This is a genomic window from Phenylobacterium parvum, assembly GCF_003150835.1.
In the GTDB taxonomy this organism is placed as follows: domain Bacteria; phylum Pseudomonadota; class Alphaproteobacteria; order Caulobacterales; family Caulobacteraceae; genus Phenylobacterium; species Phenylobacterium parvum.
This window is the reverse complement of the sequence record NZ_CP029479.1, coordinates 1187130-1207188: the sequence shown is the minus strand read 5'-3', so window position 1 is coordinate 1207188 and position 20059 is coordinate 1187130. Positions and strand designations below refer to the sequence as shown.

Annotated in this window: 20 protein-coding genes and 1 pseudogene; 3 read left to right on the top strand and 18 right to left on the bottom strand. The window is 68.9% G+C overall.

The annotated features are described in order from the left end of the window. Positions 1 to 18: 18 nt before the first annotated feature. Both HYN04_RS05885 and HYN04_RS05880 read right to left on the bottom strand, forming a co-directional pair. Entirely contained in the window at positions 19 to 1380 is a 1362-nt protein-coding gene (locus HYN04_RS05885) for an MATE family efflux transporter (protein ID WP_110449902.1), read from the bottom strand. Then, on the bottom strand, positions 1377 to 1820 hold the full coding sequence (locus tag HYN04_RS05880) for a MarR family winged helix-turn-helix transcriptional regulator (protein WP_110449901.1): 444 nt from the start codon (positions 1818 to 1820) through the stop codon (positions 1377 to 1379). The genes HYN04_RS05885 and HYN04_RS05880 overlap by 4 nt, the downstream gene beginning before the upstream one ends. A gap of 212 nt (positions 1821 to 2032) precedes the next feature. Between HYN04_RS05880 and HYN04_RS05875 the strand changes: the two genes are divergently transcribed. After that, on the top strand, positions 2033 to 3151 hold the full coding sequence (locus tag HYN04_RS05875; RefSeq protein ID WP_110449900.1) for a serine hydrolase domain-containing protein: 1119 nt from the start codon (positions 2033 to 2035) through the stop codon (positions 3149 to 3151). Here the strand turns inward: HYN04_RS05875 and HYN04_RS05870 are convergent, their stop codons facing one another. The 3 genes from HYN04_RS05870 to HYN04_RS05860 form a co-directional block, all read right to left on the bottom strand. After that, on the bottom strand, positions 3152 to 3493 hold the full coding sequence (locus tag HYN04_RS05870; RefSeq protein ID WP_110449899.1) for a helix-turn-helix transcriptional regulator: 342 nt from the start codon (positions 3491 to 3493) through the stop codon (positions 3152 to 3154). A gap of 65 nt (positions 3494 to 3558) precedes the next feature. Next, positions 3559 to 5076, bottom strand: coding sequence for an L-piperidine-6-carboxylate dehydrogenase (gene amaB / locus HYN04_RS05865; RefSeq protein ID WP_110449898.1), 1518 nt, complete (start codon positions 5074 to 5076; stop codon positions 3559 to 3561). 8 nt (positions 5077 to 5084) lie between these two features. After that, complete coding sequence (locus HYN04_RS05860; protein WP_110449897.1) at positions 5085 to 6194, bottom strand: saccharopine dehydrogenase family protein; 1110 nt, start codon at positions 6192 to 6194, stop codon at positions 5085 to 5087. Between the two features lie 121 nt (positions 6195 to 6315). Here HYN04_RS05860 and HYN04_RS05855 point away from each other — a divergent pair, with 121 nt between their 5' ends. Continuing rightward, complete coding sequence (locus HYN04_RS05855; RefSeq protein WP_110449896.1) at positions 6316 to 6747, top strand: Lrp/AsnC family transcriptional regulator; 432 nt, start codon at positions 6316 to 6318, stop codon at positions 6745 to 6747. Between the two features lie 12 nt (positions 6748 to 6759). Here HYN04_RS05855 and HYN04_RS05850 read toward each other — a convergent pair whose 3' ends face one another. The 13 genes and pseudogenes from HYN04_RS05850 to HYN04_RS05785 all read right to left on the bottom strand — a co-directional run bounded on the left by HYN04_RS05850 (position 6760) and on the right by HYN04_RS05785 (position 19525). Then, positions 6760 to 7941 (bottom strand): hypothetical protein, encoded by a 1182-nt coding sequence (locus HYN04_RS05850; RefSeq protein ID WP_162599559.1) that lies wholly within the window; start codon positions 7939 to 7941, stop codon positions 6760 to 6762. Positions 7942 to 8018: 77 nt separating this feature from the next. Further along, on the bottom strand, positions 8019 to 9401 hold the full coding sequence (locus tag HYN04_RS05845) for a M24 family metallopeptidase (protein WP_110449894.1): 1383 nt from the start codon (positions 9399 to 9401) through the stop codon (positions 8019 to 8021). A gap of 113 nt (positions 9402 to 9514) precedes the next feature. After that, entirely contained in the window at positions 9515 to 10054 is a 540-nt protein-coding gene (locus tag HYN04_RS05840; protein ID WP_110449893.1) for a glutathione S-transferase family protein, read from the bottom strand. Positions 10055 to 10202: 148 nt separating this feature from the next. Further along, positions 10203 to 10553 (bottom strand): YciI family protein, encoded by a 351-nt coding sequence (locus HYN04_RS05835; RefSeq protein WP_110449892.1) that lies wholly within the window; start codon positions 10551 to 10553, stop codon positions 10203 to 10205. Next, on the bottom strand, positions 10544 to 11488 hold the full coding sequence (locus HYN04_RS05830; RefSeq protein WP_162599558.1) for an alpha/beta hydrolase: 945 nt from the start codon (positions 11486 to 11488) through the stop codon (positions 10544 to 10546). The genes HYN04_RS05835 and HYN04_RS05830 overlap by 10 nt, the downstream gene beginning before the upstream one ends. A gap of 36 nt (positions 11489 to 11524) precedes the next feature. Further along, positions 11525 to 12097, bottom strand: coding sequence for a DUF3617 domain-containing protein (locus HYN04_RS05825; RefSeq protein ID WP_162599557.1), 573 nt, complete (start codon positions 12095 to 12097; stop codon positions 11525 to 11527). Between the two features lie 77 nt (positions 12098 to 12174). Further along, positions 12175 to 12348: pseudogene (locus tag HYN04_RS13820) on the bottom strand (SMR family transporter); the annotation flags it as partial. 621 nt (positions 12349 to 12969) lie between these two features. Next, the gene (guaA, locus tag HYN04_RS05810; protein ID WP_110449888.1) at positions 12970 to 14532 is read right to left on the bottom strand and encodes a glutamine-hydrolyzing GMP synthase; all 1563 of its coding nucleotides are present in this window, start codon (positions 14530 to 14532) and stop codon (positions 12970 to 12972) included. After that, positions 14529 to 15821 carry an RsmB/NOP family class I SAM-dependent RNA methyltransferase gene (locus tag HYN04_RS05805; RefSeq protein ID WP_110449887.1) on the bottom strand — a complete coding sequence of 431 codons (1293 nt, stop codon included), beginning with the start codon at positions 15819 to 15821 and terminating at the stop codon, positions 14529 to 14531. The genes guaA and HYN04_RS05805 overlap by 4 nt, the downstream gene beginning before the upstream one ends. Next, positions 15814 to 16212, bottom strand: a complete 399-nt coding sequence (locus HYN04_RS05800) for an MAPEG family protein (RefSeq protein ID WP_110449886.1) — start codon at positions 16210 to 16212, stop codon at positions 15814 to 15816. The genes HYN04_RS05805 and HYN04_RS05800 overlap by 8 nt, the downstream gene beginning before the upstream one ends. 5 nt (positions 16213 to 16217) lie before the next feature. Further along, complete coding sequence (gene guaB / locus HYN04_RS05795) at positions 16218 to 17678, bottom strand: IMP dehydrogenase (RefSeq protein WP_110449885.1); 1461 nt, start codon at positions 17676 to 17678, stop codon at positions 16218 to 16220. 33 nt (positions 17679 to 17711) lie between these two features. Then, positions 17712 to 18446, bottom strand: a complete 735-nt coding sequence (locus HYN04_RS05790; RefSeq protein ID WP_162599556.1) for an RlmE family RNA methyltransferase — start codon at positions 18444 to 18446, stop codon at positions 17712 to 17714. Further along, complete coding sequence (locus HYN04_RS05785; RefSeq protein WP_110449884.1) at positions 18443 to 19525, bottom strand: Ppx/GppA phosphatase family protein; 1083 nt, start codon at positions 19523 to 19525, stop codon at positions 18443 to 18445. The genes HYN04_RS05790 and HYN04_RS05785 overlap by 4 nt, the downstream gene beginning before the upstream one ends. Positions 19526 to 19674: 149 nt before the next feature. Between HYN04_RS05785 and hspQ the strand changes: the two genes are divergently transcribed. Beyond that, on the top strand, positions 19675 to 20049 hold the full coding sequence (gene hspQ, locus HYN04_RS05780; protein ID WP_110449883.1) for a heat shock protein HspQ: 375 nt from the start codon (positions 19675 to 19677) through the stop codon (positions 20047 to 20049). The last annotated feature ends 10 nt before the right edge of the window (positions 20050 to 20059 follow it).

Here is a 20059-nt window from a genome sequence, read left to right as displayed (position 1 = left end):
AGCGACGAAGCCCAGTACTCAGGCCGGACGCCTGCGCCAGGCCCCACGCCAGAGGGCCAGTCCGGTGACGACCCCATAGGTCAGCATGCCCAGGGCGATACAGGCATAGACGCCAGCAAGGGAGGGTTCCGGCTGGCGCATGACCAGCCAGGCCCCGCCGACACAGATGCCAAAGCGCATCAGGGTGGCGATGATTGGCCACTGGACCGCCCCGGCCCCCTGGGAAGCGAAGTAGAGGGCGAGGCCCAGGCCCTGGAAGGCAAAGAAGGGGCCGACGATGTGAAGGTAGAGCGCACCCGCCGATGCGCTCGTCGGCTCGTGGGTGAACAGGTCTGTCCAGAGCCCCGGCGCAATGGCCAGGACCAGTCCGACAACGCCCGCCAGGGCCGCCGCGCTCGCGCCGCCGATCCAGCCGATCCGCTCGGCCCGGGCGACCTGTCCAGCGCCCATGTTGACCCCGACCAGGGCCGTCAGGGCGGCGCCGATTCCGAAGACCAGGGGTACGAGCAGGAACTCGACGCGCGCCACGATCCCATAGCCCGCCAGGGTTTCCACCCCAAAGCGGCCGATCAGGGTGTTGAGGAGGGCGACGGTCAGGACAGTCGCAACGGGCGACAGGGCGGCGAGCGCACCGACCCTGAGGATGTCTGCAAAGTAGGCGAGCTTGAGGCGTCGTCCCTCCATCGAGAGTCGGACGGGCCGGTCCCGCTGACGGAGCTTCCAGAAGAGCAGCAGGCAACTGACGGAGGACACTGCGATCAGGGCGAAGGCGGACCCTTGCAGCCCCAGGCCCGGAAACCCGAAGGCGCCCAGCATCAGAAGACCAGAGAGCGGAATCTGGATCACCGAGCCCACGATCATGAGCCGGGCCGGGAACTGCATGTCGCCGGTTCCCCGGACCACTGAGGTGAGGAGGGCCGAGACCCAGATCGGGGCCAGGCCCAGGAAGAGGACATGGCCATAGCCATGCGCAAGCTCGACCACGGCGGAAGGCGCACCGGTGGCGGAAAGCAGGGTGCGACCGAAAACGGCATAGATCGCGGCGAAGGCCGCCGCCGCCAGGAGCCCGATGGCCAGGGCGTGCCAGATGAGGGCCCCCGCCGCGGCCCGGTCGCCCCGACCGAGGGCCCGCGCCACGGCGCTGGAGACAGCGCCCCCGATGGCGCCGTTGGCCAGCATCTGCATCAACATCACCGCCGGCAGCATGATCGCCATGGCGGCGAGGTGCGCCAGGCCCAGTCGGGCGATGAAGCCCGTCTCGGCCATGGAAACGAAGGCCTGCACAAGGAAGGCGAGCGCGCTCGGACCGGCCATCCGCACAAGGAGGCGCAACGGCGCTTCCGTCAGAAGCGGTGACGCCGTCGTTGTGGCTGCGGTCATGACAGGGCCCTCCTCAGGCGTCGCAGGTCGGTCTCAAGATTTCGCCAGGCGTCATCGCCGAAGCGCCTGAGGGTCAGGGCCTGGGCCCGTCGCCAGGCGATACGCCCTTCGGCAAGGCGGCTGCGCCCCTGGTCGGTAATCCGGACCCGGCGAACCCGGCCATCTCCGGCGTCGCGACCTCGTGTCACCAGCCCGGCCTTCTCCAGCGGCCCGAGGTTCCGGGTCAGGGTCGTCCGGTCCATGCCCAGACGGTCGGCCAGTACGGACATCGCCGCCCCTCCCCCGGCCGCCGCGAGGGTCTGCAGGAGTGGAAACTGGCCCGGGCTCAGGCCGCAGGCCCTCAGTTCATCGGCATAGACCGCAGCCACCCTGCGCGCCGTTCGCTGGAGGGCGTGGCTCACGCAGTGGACAGGGTCGAGCAGGTCACCCGGGTCTTCCACGACAGGGCTCCATTAAGTGCATATGCACGTTAAAGGGGGGAATCCGCAGGGGTCAACCTTTCCAGTCAGGGCGGCTTGACGCCGTCGAGGCCCACGGCCGGCGTCATGCCCAAACTTGAGACCAGGGGCCATGCGCGTTCGCTTGACAGGGGCATGCCAGCTCAATTTGATTTTACTTCGTACACTCACCGCCCTGACGCCGCTGCAGATCCATGCTCCCCACCTCGATCGTCATAACGCGCCGCCACCTCCTGGCGGCCCCGGCCCTCCTGCTGGCGCCTGCGGCCTGCGCCGGACCTTCGCCGGGCCTTGAGGGCCTGCTTCCCGACGGCCCCTACCACCCGGGCGCAGCGCTGATCGCCTACCGCGCCCGGGACCGGCGGACCTTCGAGGCTGCGCAGGGCGACATTGGCCTCGACACCCCCTACTTCGCCGCATCGACCACCAAGCTCTATGTCACCGCCCTTCTCCTGCAGATGGTCCAGGAGGGCCGGATCGACCTCGACTCACCCTTCCGACGCCACATCTCCGGGCCGGAGACCCAGGGCCTCAACACCTTCGGCGGACAGGACCGGACAGAGGCGATCACCCTTCGCCACCTGATGGCGCATACCAGCGGTCTTCCCGACTTCTTCGAGCCCGACAGTGGCCGGAAGGGCCTGTTCACCGACCTGACCCAGGGGCGTGACCGGGGGCTCACCTTCCCTGAAGCCATGGACATCACCCGCCGCCTGGGCGCGCACGCGCCTCCCGGCGTCCAGGACAAGGCGATCTATTCCGACGCCAACTACCAGGTGCTCGGCAAGGTGATCGAAGCCGTCGAGGGGGCGGCCTTTGCAGAGGTCTTCCGGCGGCGGATCGTCGAGCCCCTGTCGCTGCGGTCGACCTGGATCTACTCAGACCCCGAGGACACTCACCCCCGCCCCCTGCGCTACCGCGAGGCCGAGATGCGCATCCCGCGCTACATGGCCTTCACCCAGGCCGACGGCGGGGTGGTGACCACGCCGCGTGAAGCCCTGGCCTTCGTCCGAGCCTTCTTCGAGGGGCGGCTCTTTGACCTCAGCCGGCTCTCCGCCCTGCAGGACTTCCGGCCCATGTTCTTCCCGCTGGAGTACGGGACCGGGATGATGCGCTTCCAGCTGCCGGCCGCCATGACCGGGTTCCGCAAGCTGCCGCCCCTGATCGGCCATTCCGGCCTGTCCGGCGCCGTGATCTTCCATAGTCCTGGGAGCGGGCTCTTCCTCGCCGGTACGGTGAACCAGGTGGACCGCCGGTCGGCCGTCTTCCAGTTGCTCGCCAAGGCCGTCCTGGCCCTGGAGGGCGCGGCCTGATCAGACCACCTCCCGGTAATCGACCAGGGTCCGGCCCGGCTCTTCCGGGAAGACGCCCCGTAGGACGGTGACCGAAGTCATCCGGTCGAGACGGAAAACCCGGAAATCTCTGCGCAACTCACACCAGGCGATCAGGCGCCATTCCTGGCCCACATGGTTCACTTCCAGTGGGCGCACCCGGCGTTCCGTGATCTTGGCTCCGGCGTCCTCGTAGCAAAGGCGAACCCGCCGGCGGGCCCTGACCGCGCGCTCAAACCGGATTCGCCACCCGGACGGATCCGGCGGCGCGGGCGTCCCGAACACCAGAGCGTCCAAGACTGGGGCTTCCTGGGCAATCGCCATGCATCCGCCTGTCAACAACCTCCAGACCCTAGACGGGCCGAAAGCAGCGCGCGAGCCCCCGCGCCTCAGACCTCGAAGCTCACGCCCTGGGCGAGCGGAAGGGCCGAGCCATAGTTGATCGTGTTGGTCGCCCGACGCATGTAGGCCTTCCAGCTGTCCGAGCCGGACTCCCTGCCCCCGCCGGTTTCCTTCTCGCCGCCAAAGGCCCCGCCGATCTCGGCGCCGGACGGCCCGATGTTTACGTTGGCGATGCCGCAGTCCGATCCCTCCGCGGACAGGAAGCGCTCGGCCTCCTGCAGGTCCCGCGTGAAGATCGAGGACGAAAGGCCCTGCGGTGCGGCGTTCTGCGCGGCTATCGCCCCTGCGAGGTCACGGTAGCGCATGACGTAGAGGATCGGGGCGAAGGTCTCGCGCAGGACCACCTCGGCCTGCCCGGGCATCTCCACAAGGGCGGGACGGACAAACACCCCTGGCCGGTCCAGGGGCCCGCCTCCGTGGATCCGCCCGCCGGCTCGCTCGGCCTCGGCCAGGGCCGCCGCCATGGCCTCCCCGGCCGCAGGGTCGATCAGGGGCCCGACCAGGACCCCCTCCTCCCGCGGGTCACCAACCCGGACCCGGGCGTAGACCGCCTTCAATCGGGAGAGAACCTCATCGTAACGGGTCTCATGGACGAACAGGCGGCGCAGGGTGGTGCACCTCTGGCCGGCCGTGCCCATGGCGGAAAAGGCCACCGCCCGCACCGCCAGCTCCAGGTCCGCGCTGGGCGCGACAATGGCGGCGTTGTTGCCGCCGAGTTCCAGCAGGGCCCGGGCGAAGCGGGCGGCGAGGCGCGGCGCGACCTTACGCCCCATGGCGGTGGAGCCCGTGGCGGAGACCAGCGGTACGCGCGGATCGTCCACAAGGAGCGCGCCAATATCCGCGCCGCCCTGGAGCAGGACGCAGAGCCCCTCCGGCGCTTCCGGTCCGAACCGTGCGGCGGCGCGCTCGAAGAGGGCCTGGACCGCCAGCGCGGTCAGGGGGGTCTTCTCCGAGGGCTTCCAGGCCACGGCGTTGCCGCAGACTAGGGCCAAGGCCGCATTCCAGGACCAGACCGCCACAGGGAAGTTGAAGGCCGAGATCACCCCGACCACGCCGAGGGGATGCCAGGTCTCCATCATCCGGTGGTCCGGGCGCTCGGTCGCCAGGGTCAGGCCGTAGAGCTGGCGCGAGAGGCCGACGGCGAAATCGCAGATGTCGATCATCTCCTGGACCTCACCCAGGCCTTCGGAGAGCACCTTCCCCGCCTCCAGGGTCACCAGGCGCCCGAGGTCGGCCTTGGCGGTCCTGAGCTCCTCTCCAAAAAGCCGGACAAGCTCCCCGCGACGCGGGGCCGGCAGGCGTCGCCAAGCCAGGAAGGCCGCGTGCGCTCCGCCGATCCGGACCGACGCCTCCGCGGGCGAGACCGAGGCGACCCGGCAGATCTCCTCGCCCGTAATCGGCGTGTGGGCAGGCAGGTCGCCGCCCTCGAGGGCCAGGCGGGAAACCCCCAGGCGGGCAAGGAGGGCGAGGGCGTCCTGGACGGGGTTCTCGAAGACTTCGGTCATTTGGCCTCTCAGGCGACCCGCGCACCCGGCTGCAGGCCGGTGTCGGCGGCGGCGTAATTGCGACCAAAACGGTTGGCGAGAAAGGCCGCGAGTGAAATCTGTTCCTGCCGGACAAAACCCGACTGGGGAAGGTCGCCGGCCGCCAGCATGTCCAGCACGGCGCAGATGGCGGAGGCCGTGGTGATCTGGATGCCGCTGCGCATCACCCCCTCGACCGGGCCGGAGTAGACCTTGTTTGCGTAGCTGACCTGCACCAGGGCGTCGTGCCGCCGGCCACTGACCGTGACGAAGATCACCACCACATCCTGGAGGGTCGAGGGCACGGCGTTCTCAAGGATCTCCTTAAGGAGCTCGCGCCGGTCCCGCAGGCCCAGGTCGTGCAGCAGGGTCTTCATGATCGCCGCATGCCCCGGATAGCGGATGGTCCTGTAGTTCAGGTTCCGCACCCGCCCGGCGAGGGTCTCGCAAAGGGTTCCCAGCCCACCCGAGGTGTTGAAGGCCTCATAGGTCACGCCATCCAGCGAAAACTCCTCGCGCTCCTCCAGCGCCTGGGTCTCGCGGAGGCGCCCATCCACGATGGCCTCGCAGGGCTCGCAGTACTCGTTGATGACCCCGTCCGTGCTCCAGGTGATGTTGTAGTTCAGGGTGTTGCTGGGAAACTGAGGCAGGGCCCCAACACGAAGGCGAACGTCCTCCAGCGTGTCGAACTGGGCGGCCAGGTCGTTGGCCACGATGCTGATGAAGCCGGGCGCGAGGCCGGACTGAGGAATGAAGGCGCAGGGGGCGCCCTCCGCCAGGGCCTTGACCTCCCGGGTGCTGGCCACGTCCTCGGTGAGGTCCAGGTAATGCACACCCGCCCGCCGGGCGGCGCGGGCCACGGCCGTGGTGGCGTGGTAGGGCGCAGCGTTGAGGACGGCGAAGGCGCCCGCCAGGGCCTCAGGAAAGGCTTCGCTGCGCACGTCCATCCGCCGCCGGGCCACCGGGCGGCGTGTGACAAGGCGCTCAAGGTTGTCGGCCGAGGCGTCGAAGACCTCGACCTCATAGTCTCCGGACCCCGCCAGAAGGTCGGCGATCACGCCGCCGATCTTGCCCGCGCCGACAATCGCCACCCGCTTCATGATCCGACTCCCTGGGATTCCGTGAGCCTGGGCAGTGGGCCGGATGGACCTGACGGTGTACAGGTACGATCCGTTCATTCGCAGGACGCATTCCGGCGTTCCGCCGTAGAAGGCCGACGAAATGGAATTGGATGAAGTCGACCAGGCCCTTCTGGCCGCCCTGCGCGAGAACGCCCGGGCGAGCACGGCGGACCTCGCCCGGCGGGTCGGGCGCTCGCGCACCACGGTGCAGGGCCGTCTGGAGCGCCTTGAACGCACGGGCGTGATCCGGGGCTACTCCCTGCGTCTGGCCGACGCCCTCGAGGACGGCGCCGTTCGCGCCCATGTCCTGATCAAGGTCGCCCCCCGTGAGTCCAGGGCGGTTGAGGCCGCGGCCCGCGCCCTGCCCCAGGTGCGCGAACTTCATTCCGTCAGCGGAGAGTACGACATGATCGCCATCGCCTCGGCCGCCAACGTGTCGGAACTGGACGCCGCCATCGACCGGATCGGCCTGATGCCGGGGGTCGAGCGGACCAACTCCGCCATCATCCTGTCGACCCGGTTCCGACGGTAGCCGCCCCGGGACCTAGTTGGGGTGGGAGTCCGTCAGGTCAGCCACCAGGTAGGTCAGCAACCCACGCTCCACCCGGCCGTCCGCCACGTCCCTCAAGCGGTAGGTCTGGTTGACGAACACCCCAAGGTCGATGGGCTCACATGCGACCTCGACGTCATCGGTGCGCCGCGCGCCGATGTCCCGGTGCTCTCCCACCTCCATGGGAGAACCGCTCTGGTATCGCCTCAGCGACTCGCCGGGGTCTATCGCCTCGCCTCCGCGGCCGACCTGGGAATAGGAGCGAAGGACCGGGCGCTTCCCGGCTGCACCCGGCTCCAGGCCATGTATCCGGAAGTAGGACTGAATCCCGCCCGGCGCGGTGGGATAGAAGGCCATGAAGACTCCCTTCAGCCCAGGCGAGCCCGCGGCCCAGGCGCTGAGCTGCCGGCGCCGGACGACGGAGAGGTCGGTATTCGTCCGGCCGCCCAGCTTGACGACGCGATACAGGATCGCCGTTTCTGTCAGCTCTTCGGGGTTGTAGACGCGCCAGGTCCAGAAGCGGGTCCAGCCGTCCGGCGCATCGGCGGGCGGCTCCAGCACCGGACGGCAGGGATCAGCCCCGTTGCTCTCGCTGCCCCACAGGACCTTGGCCACGCCCACGGGCCATTCCGTGATCCCCGTCCAACCGGGCGCTCCGGGCCCCGCCGGAAACCGGCCCTTCAGCTCGGTCCCCCGCTCGGCGGGCGGAGGGACGTCGGCCGGGCACTGGTAGGGTGGGAAATCATCCCGCCCGGTAGGGGCGTCACACCTGAGGAGGTCCTGGGGCCGCCAGATCCCGCCCCAGATCTTGAGGCCGCCATCGTCCTGGACGCGGGCCGACCACCGCTGGTCGCCGTTGGGAAAGCGGATATCCATCTCCACGGCCGGGCCGTCCCACTTCACGTTCTCGACCCGGTACGCGCTGCAATAACCGCCGGTCTCGCACTCCACCAGGACCGCGCGGTCCCCCTGGAACTTCAGGCTGTAGCCTATGCCTTCGGTGATGTTGGACCACTGCCCGAGATCGAGAGCGGGTTTGGCCGGCGCCGAGGCCGCCACAAGCGGACCCGCCGCTGGCGCCGCGGCCTTCTCCGCCTTCCCGCAACTTGCCGCCACCAGCCCGGTCGCCGCAATCACAAGATGGCGGCCAGACCGCCACACGCCCCGACCTGACATGCCCTTCCTCCAAGCCCGATGTCTCCAGAAGGAAGAAAACAGGATGCGGCAAACAAACCGTTAGGCGAAGGCCGGGATCAGCGCACGAGATGCCATTGCGTCTGCCGCCCGGCGAGATAGGTCACCCGCTGTCCGTCGAAGAGGGCGCTCTGCTCCAGCTTCATCAGGACATACTGCCCACCCCATTCCGGGACCTGTCGCCGGACATTGCCCTCGATGGCGTAACCCGTGTCCGGCCGCAGGGCCCAGTCGCCCTGCACCAGCGTCGGTCCCTGGTTGTCCCACATGCCGATGGTCGGTCCGGGGGCATGGCCGAAGAAGCCCAGGGGATGGCTGTAGACGCTGGCGCGCAGTCCAGCCTTGCGGGAGGCCTCCAGGGTGCGCGCCAGGATCTCATTGCCCGTGCGGCCTGTGACGAACTCGGCGGTCAAGAGGTCCTGCCAGCGGTTGCCGTCGGCCAGCGCAGCCTGCAGCCCAGCCGGCGGGGATGTCTCTCCGGGCCTCAGGACATAGCCCATCTCCTGGGTGTCCGTGCAGAGCTTGAGGTAGCAGATCCCCACGTCGGTATGCAGAACGTCGCCGCGCTGGATTACGCCCGACACCCCGCAGAACGGGCTATCCGCTGCACAGGGCGCACCCTGGCGCTGGAGGTTCACGTCCGGGAAGAACCAGACCGGAAGGCCCAGGGCCTCGTACCGGCTCCGGATGTACCAGGCGACCTCCTCCGTCGTGGTGACGCCCGGCGTGATGACCCGCTCGCTGAAGGCCTCGCCGATCACCCCGCGCGCCAGGGCGACCACCTGCGGCCAGACGTCGGCCTCGGCGGGCGTTCGGGTCTCAAGCCAGCGGATGACCAGGGGCTCGGCCGGGGTCAGGCGCTGGGCATATCCGGCGGGCAGCACCGAGCGCAGCCGCTCATGCAGGGCCGAGGTCAGGCCGTCGGCCACCGGCCAGTCGCGCGAGACATTGACACCGATCCGCTTGGGGTCACGGCTTGCGATGACCTCGCCCAGGGCCTTCCATTGGGCGTCGAGGTCGCCTCCGGCCCAGGCCGAGGTATAGGGCCCGCCCAGCGGATACCGGTTGACCGACAGCCGCTCGACCGTCCCGTCGGCCTTGCGGAAGAAAACCAGCATGGTCGTCCGGCGCGCGGCGAAGGACGGCTGCGGAACCAGGGTGAAATAGACCGGATCCTCGGCATACTCCCGGTTGATCACCAGCCACATGTCCAGGCCGGTCTCGGCCATCAGCTTCGGCAGAAGTCCCTCGAGCCGATCCTTCAGGATCCGGTTCTCCACCTCCACGCGGCGGGGACCGGACAGGATGTCCAGCCCGTCAGCTGACGCGATCACCCTCCCCTGGGCGGGCGGCGAAGGCGCGGCGGCAGGTGCGGCCTGCGCAAGGGCGGGGGCCACGAGGGCGCAGGACAGGAAAAAGAAGCGGACGAAGTGCGCGAGCATGAGGAACGTCTCCCTGGAGACGGCTCAGGGACCACATCCGAGGCCTGGCCTCAAGGGCGGTCTGGGGCGGGCTTCACGCTCGAAATCAAGGCTCTTCCGAGCCTCCGGGCCCATCAGGGATAGAACCTCGCCCGGAACCGATCCACAGGCCCTGCAAGGTTGGGATGGTTATCGATCATCGCCTTCATCGGACTTGCGAAGGCCACATACCGGATGTTCGCCAGGAGGCTGAACACCGTCGCATCCACAGGAGTGGGGGAGTCGCCCTGGAACCAGTCCCGGTCGCCGAGCATGCCGGCAAGCGCCTCCAGGTCCCGGCGGGCGATCGGGGCCACAACCCCCCGCACCGCCGACGGAACCTGGCCCAGGACAGACTGCTTGAGGACGGGCCCGTTCTCGTCCCGGACCCGCCGGTCGAACACCATCACCCAATAGAGGTTCTCCTCCACCAGCCTCTGGATCGCCACGGCGCGCCCCCGCTGGTCGGCGCTGAGCCCGGCATCCGGATCAACGCCGAAGCGATCGACGAGATAGGCGATGATGAAGGTGGAATCGCCGAGGATCCGGCCGTCGTGCTCGATCCACGGCGCCTTCCGCTTTGGGCCGCCAAACGGCGTCGACGCCGTCACTGAGGCGTGGGGGATGCCCGTCATGCGAAGAAAGGCGTCGTCCTCTCCGGCTTCTCCTGGCCACGTCTCCCGGCGTTACTCCCATTCGATTTTCCGCGAAACGCCAGGATGGACCAGCTGTCACGCAAGGGTTCAACGACATTCGCCCCCCGCCTACCCTTCGCGGACGGCGTCAAGCCCGGTCATTGAAGGGCCGGATCTCGATCACGCTGGGCCCGGGCATGGGGTTGGGACACCGGCGCACCCAGGCGATGGCCTCCTCCAGGTCCCTGACCTCCCAGATCCAGAAGCCGGCGACGAGGTCCTCCGCCGGGGTGAAGGGCCCTGGGGTGACAGTTCGGTCTGCGCCATTAAAGCCCACCCGGACCCCAGCCGCGGAGGGCTGGAGCCCGTCCGCCAGGACCAGTAAGCCAGCAGCCCGGAGCTGGTCATTGAACCGGCCCATGGCGTCCATCATGGCGGGGTCCGGCGTTCCGCCCGCCTCGCTCTCCCCGGTGGCCTTCACAATCACCATCACGCGCATGGGCGCTCACCTGCGCCCGCTTGCGCCACCCGGCCGAGGAAGGCCTGCACCGCCGACTGGAGCTGGTCCGCGGCGGGCGCCTCCAGGGGCAGGTGGGATCCGTTCGTCAGTTCCAAGAAGGTCTTTTCGCCTTCGATCCGGTCGTAGACCTCAAGGCTGAGTGAGGTCGGGGTCCAGGTGTCCGCACCAGGATGAACCAGGAGAAGTGGACACCCAAGGGTCATGCGCCTGAACTTCAGGGCGTGGAGGGTTCGGAAGAAACGCGCGGGAATCCTTGCCCGCCCCAGGCCCGGGTCTTCCTCGAAATAAGCCTGCAGGGGCGGGCTCGAAGTCATGGCCTTCATCGGCGCCAACCACTTCAGCGGCAGGGCCAGCGGGTCGAGAAGCCAGGGGGCAAGCGCAAAGCCCGCCAGCGAAATCGCCGCAAGCCAGGGCCACCTGGCGGCCCGAATGAAGGCGCCGGGATCGCCCATGTCGATCAGGGTCGTCGCGATCACGCCCCTAACGGCAGGTGAAAGAGCTGCGGCCTGGACCGCCGTCAGGCCGCCGACCGATGCGCCCAACAGCACCACCGGGCCGACTTGAAGGTCTGCAAGCGCCGCGACCACCCGCGGCCATTCCGCATAATCCCACGAGAATGTTTCTGCCGGCCGGGTCAGGCCATAGCCCGGAAGATCCGGCGCCAACACCTTCCAACCCTGGCTGGAGGCCGCGTGCGCGAGGGGCGCCAGGATCCGTCCGTTTCCGCCCGCGCCATGGACCAGGATGAGCACGCCCCTTTCAGGACCTTCCGGCATCCAATGATCGATATGCAGGTCGTGGCCGCGGAGGTGCAGACGGATCTCTTCCGGCGCCTCGGGAACCTCGATCCCGAACTCAGACGCCAAAAGGCGGCGATACCGAACCCACCCTGGCGACCCGTGATAACGCTCCACTCAATCCAGCTCCCAATGAAAGGGTCCGCGCGCGAGTCAGTCCGGCTTCACCGACCCGCAGTCCGCCGAGAGCCAGCGGCCCTCGGTCTTTATCCTATACGCCCCCTGCTGAGCGCTGCTTCCCTCGAAGTCGCCACGATAGCCGGTCGAGCCCTGAAGGGTGAGGACACCGCGCATTTCCCCGCCAGGGTGGTCATCCCGGTCTTCGCACCGGCCAGTCACCACCCAGTTGGCTCCGTTGGGCGTAAGCGTCTGGGTGCAGCCCTCCGGAAGGGCGGAAGTCCAGCTGAGCCGGGGCCTCCCCGGCGCTATGCAATACTGCTGCTTGACCTTCACTCCGCCCGCCTCGGCCTGGATCGTGAGGCCCTGCCCGGCCAACATCTTTTCCACCATCTTTCGCTGCTCGGGCGGCATGTTCGCCAGGGCGGCCAAAGCCGACTTGGAGTCAAACCCCGACGCCCCGCCCCCTTCAAATACCCGTTCGACGCTTTCCTCCCAAAGACCGGGCCTGAAACCGGGGCCCGACTGGGCGAGGGCGAGTGTGCCCGCAAACACGATGCCTGCAGCGGCTCCGGCGGAGCAGAACACACGGGCGGCAGGTCGGATCATTGGCATCTCCGCAGGCGAATTCTCATGCGCTACGGGCGCTGAGCATGGCGGGCGTCGACGCCAGCTTGAGGTCGAGTTCAGCTTGAAACCCTTGGGGCTGCAACCCCGCAAGCGATCGGCAGGACCCCAAGCCTAAGCATTTGGGGCATCGAATCTGCGAAGAAGATGGCTCCGACAATGAAGGCGCCGACCCCACCGACCCCACTCCAGACCGCGCAAGCCGTCCCAATGGGTAGGTCCTCCTGAGCAAGCCAGGAGAGGTATCCGCTTGTCGCTGAACCCTAACGTAGTGGCGTGGATCGCTTACAAACGAAGCCCGGCGGTTCCGCCACCCCGGTGGTGAGGCGCCACCGATTGACGCCTCGCCCGGGACGTGCTCCGACTGATCAACATCGGAACCCGCAAACGCTGGTAATCATTGAAGGCGGCTCCGTCAGTCCTCGGCGACGAGGCCGCTGGCGAAGGGCGCAAGGACAGGGCGAAACTTGTGGTCCGCCGGTCACGATTGAAAGGATTGAGATGAAGAGCGCGATCATCGTGTTGGGGGTGGGACTGATCCTGGCCAGTGGATCCTCCGCCCTTGGCCAACCCGCCCCGGCGGCGGCTCCAGCGGCGGCCACGGCCGATGCCACCGCGGCCACGGACGATCCTGTGATCTGCAAGGCCTCAAAGCAGACCGGAACGCGGCTGAGGACCCAGAAGGTCTGCCTCAAGCGGAGCGAATGGGCCGCGAAGTCCAAGTCGCGTACGAAGAGAAACGAGCTCGACTACGGTGACGGTTGCGGCGGAGCCGGAGGCTGCATAGAGCAGCATCCCCGGCCCTCAGGCGGAGGCCTCTAGGCACGGCGGAAGGCGCAGGCATGGCCTGCGCCCTATTCCCACTCGATCGTCCCTGGCGGCTTCGACGTCACGTCGTAGACGACGCGGTTGACGCCTCTCACCTCGTTGATGATCCGGGTGGCGCAGCGGCCGAGGACCTCCCAGGGGAACTCGAAGAAGTCGGCGGTCATGCCGTCGGTGGAGGTCACAGCGCGCAGGGCCAGGACGTCTTCGTAGGTGCGGGCGTCGCCCATCACGCCGACGGTCTTGACCGGCAGGAGGACGGCGAAGGCCTGCCAGATGCTGTCGTAGAGCCCCGCCTTGCGGATCTCCTCGAGGTAGATGGCGTCGGCCTTCTGGAGGACGGCCACCTTCTCCGGCGTGATCTCGCCCGGGATGCGGATGGCCAGGCCCGGACCCGGGAAGGGGTGGCGGCCCACGAACGGGGGCGGAAGGCCCAGCTCCACTCCCAGGGCGCGGACCTCGTCCTTGAAGAGCTCGCGCAGGGGTTCGACCAGCTTGAGCTTCATATACTCGGGCAGGCCGCCGACATTGTGGTGGCTCTTGATCACCGCCGAGGGGCCGCCCCGGGCCGAAACGCTCTCGATCACGTCCGGGTAGAGGGTGCCCTGGGCCAGGAAGGCCGCGCCCTCGATCTTGGCGGCCTCGCGGTCGAAGACCTCCACGAAGAGGCGGCCAATCGTCTTGCGCTTGGTTTCCGGGTCGGTCACGCCTTTCAGCTCGCCCAGGAAAAGATCACCTGCATCAACGTGTACGAGCGGGATGTTGTAGTGATCGCGGAACATGGTCACGACCTGCTCGGCCTCGTTCTGGCGCAGGAGGCCCGTGTCGACGAAGACGCAGGTCAGCTGGTCGCCAATGGCCTCGTGGATCAGGACGGCGGCGACAGACGAGTCCACGCCGCCGGACAGGCCGCAGATCACCCGGCCCTGCCCCACCTGCTCGCGGATGCGCGCGACGGACTCCTGCCGGAAGGAGGCCATGGTCCAGTCGCCGGACAGGCCGGCGATGCGGTGGGTGAAGTTGCGCAGGATCAGGGCCCCGCGGGGCGTGTGGGCCACCTCGGGGTGGAACTGGACGCCATAGAACCGCCGGCCCTCGTCGGCGATCACGGCGAAGGGGCTGCCCTCGGACGAGGCGACCACCTCAAAGCCCGGCGGGATGGCCGTGACCTTGTCGCCATGGCTCATCCAGACGGTCTCGCGGTCCCCGACCTCGCCCAGGCCATGCAGCAGGGGCGACTCCCGCTCGATGCGGATCTCGGCGCGGCCGAACTCCCGGTCGTGACCGCCTTCGACCCGGCCGCCCAACTGGGCGCAGAGGGTCATCTCGCCGTAGCAGATGCCCAGGACCGGCACGCCGAGGCGGAAAACCCGGTCGGTGACGGAAGGACTGTCGTCCTCGTGCACGCTGGCGGGCCCGCCCGACAGGATCACGGCCTTGGGCGCAAAGGCGTCCAGCATGGCCTCGATGCGGTCGTAGGGGTGGATCTCGCAATACACCCCACTTTCACGCAGCCGCCGGGCGATCAGTTGGGTCACCTGGCTGCCGAAATCGACGATCAGGACACGTTCGTGGACGGGAGCGGCGGTCATGCGGGGGTCCTTCCATCGGCCCGGGCCAGGACGGCGACGAAGAATCCGTCGGTGTCTGAGGTCGCGGGTGTCAGCCGGAGATAGCCTTCCGCCGTCAGGCGCGGAAGCAGGTGCGGGGCGTCCGTGGCGGGAAGGATGTGGAAATCCGGGCGCCTGGCCAGGAAGGCTGCAACGCGGTCCTCGTTCTCCTCGGCCAAAACCGAGCAGGTGACGTAGATCATCCGCCCGCCGGGGCGGACGTAGAGCACCCCGGCGTCGAGGACGGCGTCCTGGTCGGCCTGGCGCCGGGTCAGGGCCTCGGGAGTCAGGCGCCACTTGGTGTCGGGGTGCCGGCGCCAGGCGCCTGAGCCTGAGCAGGGCGCATCGATGAAGACCAGGTCCATCCTGCCCTCGAGGTCCTTCAGGGGATCCGGCCGCAGGGGCGTGCGGACCTGGAGGTTGCGCACCCCCGCCCTCTCCCCGCGCCGCACCGTGTCGGCCAGCCGCCGGGCGTCGGAATCGTAGGCGTAGACCTGTCCGGTCGAGGCCATGGCGGCGGCCAGGGCCAGGGTCTTGCCGCCACCGCCGGCGCACAGGTCCAGCACCTGGGCGCCCTTGATATCGCCCGCACAGTCCGCGGCGATCTGGGAACCGGCGTCCTGGATCTCGATGCCGCCCTTCAGGAAGGCCGGCAGGCTTTCCACCGAGGGGGTCCGCTGGGCGGCCTGCGGCGGATCGATCCGAAGGGTCAGGGGAAGGTCCGGCACCGGGTGGGCGCCGAGGGGCCCGGCCGCCCTCAGGGCCCGCGCCGGATCGCTCTTCAGGGTGTTGACGCGCAGGTCCACGGGCGCACGGCGGGCCAGGGCCTCGCCCTCGGTGCGGACCCTGTCGCCAAAGACGCGGGCGAAGGCCGGCGCCAGCCAGTCGGGAAGGTCAGCGGCCACGGCGTCCGTGGCGCCGGAGATATCGATGGGCCTGGCGAGATGGGCCTGCTCGTCGGCGTCCAGGGCGCCGGGGCCATGCGGAGCTTCGGCGAAGGCGGCGGCGATGCGGTCGGCCGGCCAGCCCCAGTGCAGGGCCAGGACGCCCAGGACAGCGCCCCGCGGCGTGTCGGAGCCCATGCACCAGGCGGCGGAGCGGCGGCGGCGCAGGGCGTCGAGGACCAGTCCGGCAACGAAGGCCCGGTCGCCGGAGCCGGCGTAGCGCGCGGAGTCGCTCCAGGCCTTCAGGGCAAGGCGTGAGGGTCGCCGGGCGGACTCAATCTCGTTGAGGACCCGGATCGCCGCTTCAATCCGCCCTGCGTCACGCAAGGAAGAGCGCCGCGACCACCATGACGATGCCCGCCAGGGAGAGGGTCCAGACCAGGCTCCGGATCATGTAGGTCCCCGCCGCGTAGATCGGCGCGTAGAGGGCCCGGCAGACAACGTAGAGGGCCGAGCCCCAGAGGCTGAGGTCCCCGGCCTTGCCCGCGATCACCACAGCCAGCACGGCGGCGGCGAACAGGGGAAAGGTCTCCATGAAGTTGCGGAAGGCCCTGTCGAGGCGGGCGGCGACGCCCGAGATCGGCATGGCCTCGTCCCGCGCCCCGGCCGCCCACTTCAGGTCCTGCTGGCGTCGCGCTGCGGCGGCGGCCCACATCAGCTGGACAAGACCAACCGCGATGGCGGCCCCGAGAAGAAGCAGTTCAGGCTCAGCGACCATGGACGTTACACCGGGCTCGTATAGTTGGGGGCTTCACGGGTCATCATCACGTCGTGGACATGGCTCTCGCGCAGGCCCGCCCCGGTGATGCGCACGAACCGCGCCTTGGACTGGAAGGCGGGAATGTCGCCCGCCCCGACATAGCCCATGGCCGCCCTCAGGCCGCCCACCATCTGGTGGAGCACGGCGCCGATCGGGCCCTTGTAGGCCACCTGGCCCTCGATGCCCTCGGGCACCAGCTTCAGGGCCGAGACCTCCTTCTGGAAGTAGCGGTCGGCGGAACCATTGGCCATGGCGCCCAGGGAGCCCATGCCGCGGTAGGCCTTGTAGGACCGGCCCTGGTACAGGAAGACCTCACCCGGGGCCTCGTCCGTACCGGCGAAGGCCGAGCCCATCATGGCCGCATGGGCGCCCATGGCCAGGGCCTTGGCGAAGTCGCCGGAGTACTTGATCCCGCCGTCGGCGATCACCGGGACGTCGGTGTCGCGGGCGGCGCGGGCGGCGTCGGCGATGGCCGTCAGCTGGGGCACGCCCACGCCGGCCACGATGCGGGTGGTGCAGATCGAGCCGGGTCCAATCCCGACCTTCACCGCGTCTGCACCGGCGTCGATCAGGGCGCGGGTTCCGTCGTAGGTGGCCACATTGCCCGCCACGATCTGGACCCGGTTGGCCTCACGCCGCAGCCGGGCCACGGCCTTCAGGACATCGGCGTTGTGGCCATGGGCGGTGTCGATGACCACCACGTCGACTCCGGCTTCCACCAGGGCCATGGACCGCTCGAAGCCGCCGTCGCCGACGGTCGAGGCCGCACCGACCAGCAGCCGCCCCTGGGCGTCCTTGGCCGCCAGGGGATGGGCCTGCGCCTTCTCCATGTCCTTGACCGTGATCAGGCCGACCGCGCGGTAGGCGTCGTCGACCACGATCAGCCGCTCGATCTTGTGCCGCCGGAGAAGGTCGCGGGCCTCTTCCTGCGTGCAGCCCTCGCGCACGGTGATCAGGTTCTCGGAGGTCATCAGGGCCCGGGCCGGGACGTCGTCGCCGTTCTCGAAACGCATGTCCCGGTTGGTGAGCATGCCCACCAGCCGTCCAGTGCCGGGCTCCACCACCGGGAAACCGGAGATCCGGCGCCGCGCCTTGATCTCCCGGATCTCGCGCAGGGAGGTATCGGGATGGATGGTCATCGGATTGATGACCATGCCGCTCTCGTAGCGCTTCACCTCACGGACCTGGTCGGCCTGCTCGTCGACAGTCAGGTTCCTGTGCAGGATGCCCATGCCCCCCGCCTGGGCCATCGCGATGGCGAGGCGGCTTTCCGTCACCGTGTCCATGGCGGACGAAACGATGGGGATGTTGAGGCGGATCGCGCGGGTGAACCGGGTGGTCGTGTCCACCTGTCCGGGCATCACTTCAGAAGCGCCGGGTTCGAGCAAAACGTCGTCGAAGGTAAGGCCTTCGCGAATCTCCATGAGACTCTCCATTTTGCGAGCCGCGTATAAGGGCTAGCGGCCCACTGGCGCAAGGCCGGCGGCGGGATGGCCGCGGAATCCCGTGGCGACGAGGTAGGTCTCCGAGGAGTCCGCACGGCTGGCCGGGGGCTTGACGTTGCGGACATGGGCGAAGCTGCGCTTCAGGCGGGTGATGACCTCGCTGATCTCCCCGCCCTGGAAGGCCTTGGCCACGAAGGCTCCGCCCGGGGGCAGGACGGCCTCGGCGAAATCGACCGCCGCGTCGATAAGTCCGACGATGCGCAGGTGATCGGTCCGGCGATGCCCGACCGTATTGGGCGCCATGTCCGACATCACCAGGTCCGGGGGACCGCCCAGGGCCTCGACCAGCTGGTCTCCGACATCGGGATCGGTGAAGTCCGCCTGGATCAGAATGGCCGGCGGCAGGGGCTCCACGGGCAGGAGGTCGACCCCTGCGATCCGCGTCACACCGCGCTCCAGGGCCACCTGGGTCCAACCGCCCGGGGCGGCGCCCAGGTCAATGACCCTCTGGCCCGGCTTCAGGAGGCCAAAGCGGTCGGCGATGTCCGTCAGCTTGTAGGCGGCCCGGCTGCGATAGCCATGTGCCCGGGCCTTGGCCGACCAGGGATCATTGATCTGCCGGGACAGCCAGGCCTGGGATGACGGCGTGCGCATCTTGGCGGTCTTCAGGCGAGCCGGCTTGCCACGGCCCTCCTCCGTGCCGCCCGTGGGCGGCTTGACCATTCGGCGGCGGGGGGGCTCGGTCATGTCGGCGCCCCGGAGGTCTTGCGCCCACCCCTCGAGCGACGCCGCCCGCGGCTGGACATCATGGACAGGAGGAGCCCCTCGCGAAGCCCGCGGTCTGCCACCCGCACCCGGTCGCAAGGCCAGAGCTCCTGGACGGCCTGGAGGATGGCGGCGCCCGCCAGGACAAGGTCGGCGCGCTCGGGGCCGATGCAGGGCTGGGCGCCGCGTTCGGCGATGCTCATGGCGATCAGCCGGTCGGCCGAGGCCTCGCACTCGGCGCGCGTCATCCAGATCCCGTCCACGCGGCTTCGGTCGTACCTGGGAAGGTCCAGGTGCAGTCCGGCGAGGCTGGTGATGGCCCCCGAAGTGCCGATGATGTGCGCCTGTCCGGCCTCAAACAGGGGCCGAAGATCATCGGCGCCGTGGAACTCCGCCAGCCGGTCCCGGAAGCAGTCGACCATGGACCGGAACCAGGCCTGGGGCGGGACGGACCCCTCGGGAAACTGTTCAGCCAGGGTGACAACGCCCAGCGGGATCGAACGCCAGGCCTGGATGGGCGGCCGACCCGGGCGGGTCCGGGAAGTGCGAAGATCGATCCACGACAGTTCGGTGGAACCCCCGCCGACATCCACCACCAGGGCGGCGTCCGCCTGGCGGTCGATGAGGTTGGCGCAGCCGGCCACGGACAGGCGGGCCTCTTCCTTGGGAGAGATGACCTCCAGCCGAAGACCGGTTTCGGCCGCGACCCGTTCGATGAACTCCGCCCCGTTCAGGGCTGAGCGGCAGGCCTGGGTGGCGATGGCCTTGAAGCGGGAGACGCCACGGCGACGCACCTTCTCGGCGCTCACCCTGAGGGCCGCGAGAGCCCGGTCCATGGCGGCGTCGGACAGGCGGCCGGTCTGCGAAAGTCCTTCGCCCAGGCGGACGATGCGCGAATAGGCGTCCACGACGCGGAAACCCCGCCCGTTGGGGGTGGCGATCAGCAGGCGGCAGTTGTTGGTGCCCAGGTCCAGCGCCCCGTAAAGCACCTTCCCGGCGGACCCCGCGCCGCGTTCGCGATCGTTCTGCGCGGCGCCCGGGGCGCTCGGCGAGTCTGACATCGACCCTGCTTCCAGACAGGCGCGACAGACCGCCGCGCCATTTCACCGACAGCCTATCCGACCGGTCGGCAGGCCGGAAGGCGTCTTGCGGCCCCGCGGGATTGAATTAGGTATAGGGGGTGGCCCCCGGGGGGCCGGAGTCGAACGTAATGAACGTCCAGCAAGGCCGATCCAGCGAAGATCTGAACCCGATCGCCATTGTCCGCGAGGCGAAGTTCGCGATCGGGGACGTGGTCAAACACCGGATCTTCCCCTTCCGGGGCGTGATCTTCGACGTCGATCCCACCTTCAACAATACCGAGGAGTGGTGGCTTTCGATCCCCGAGCACGTCCGTCCGAGGAAGGACCAGCCCTTCTACCACCTGCTGGCCGAGAACGAGGAAAGCGCCTACGTCGCCTACGTCTCCGAGCAGAACCTCCTTGCCGACGAGACCGGAGAGCCGGTCGGGCATCCCCAGGCGCCGGAGATCTTCGAGGCCTTCGAACCCGGCCGCTACCGGCTTCGGCCGAACGTCAGCAACTGACGCCTCCACC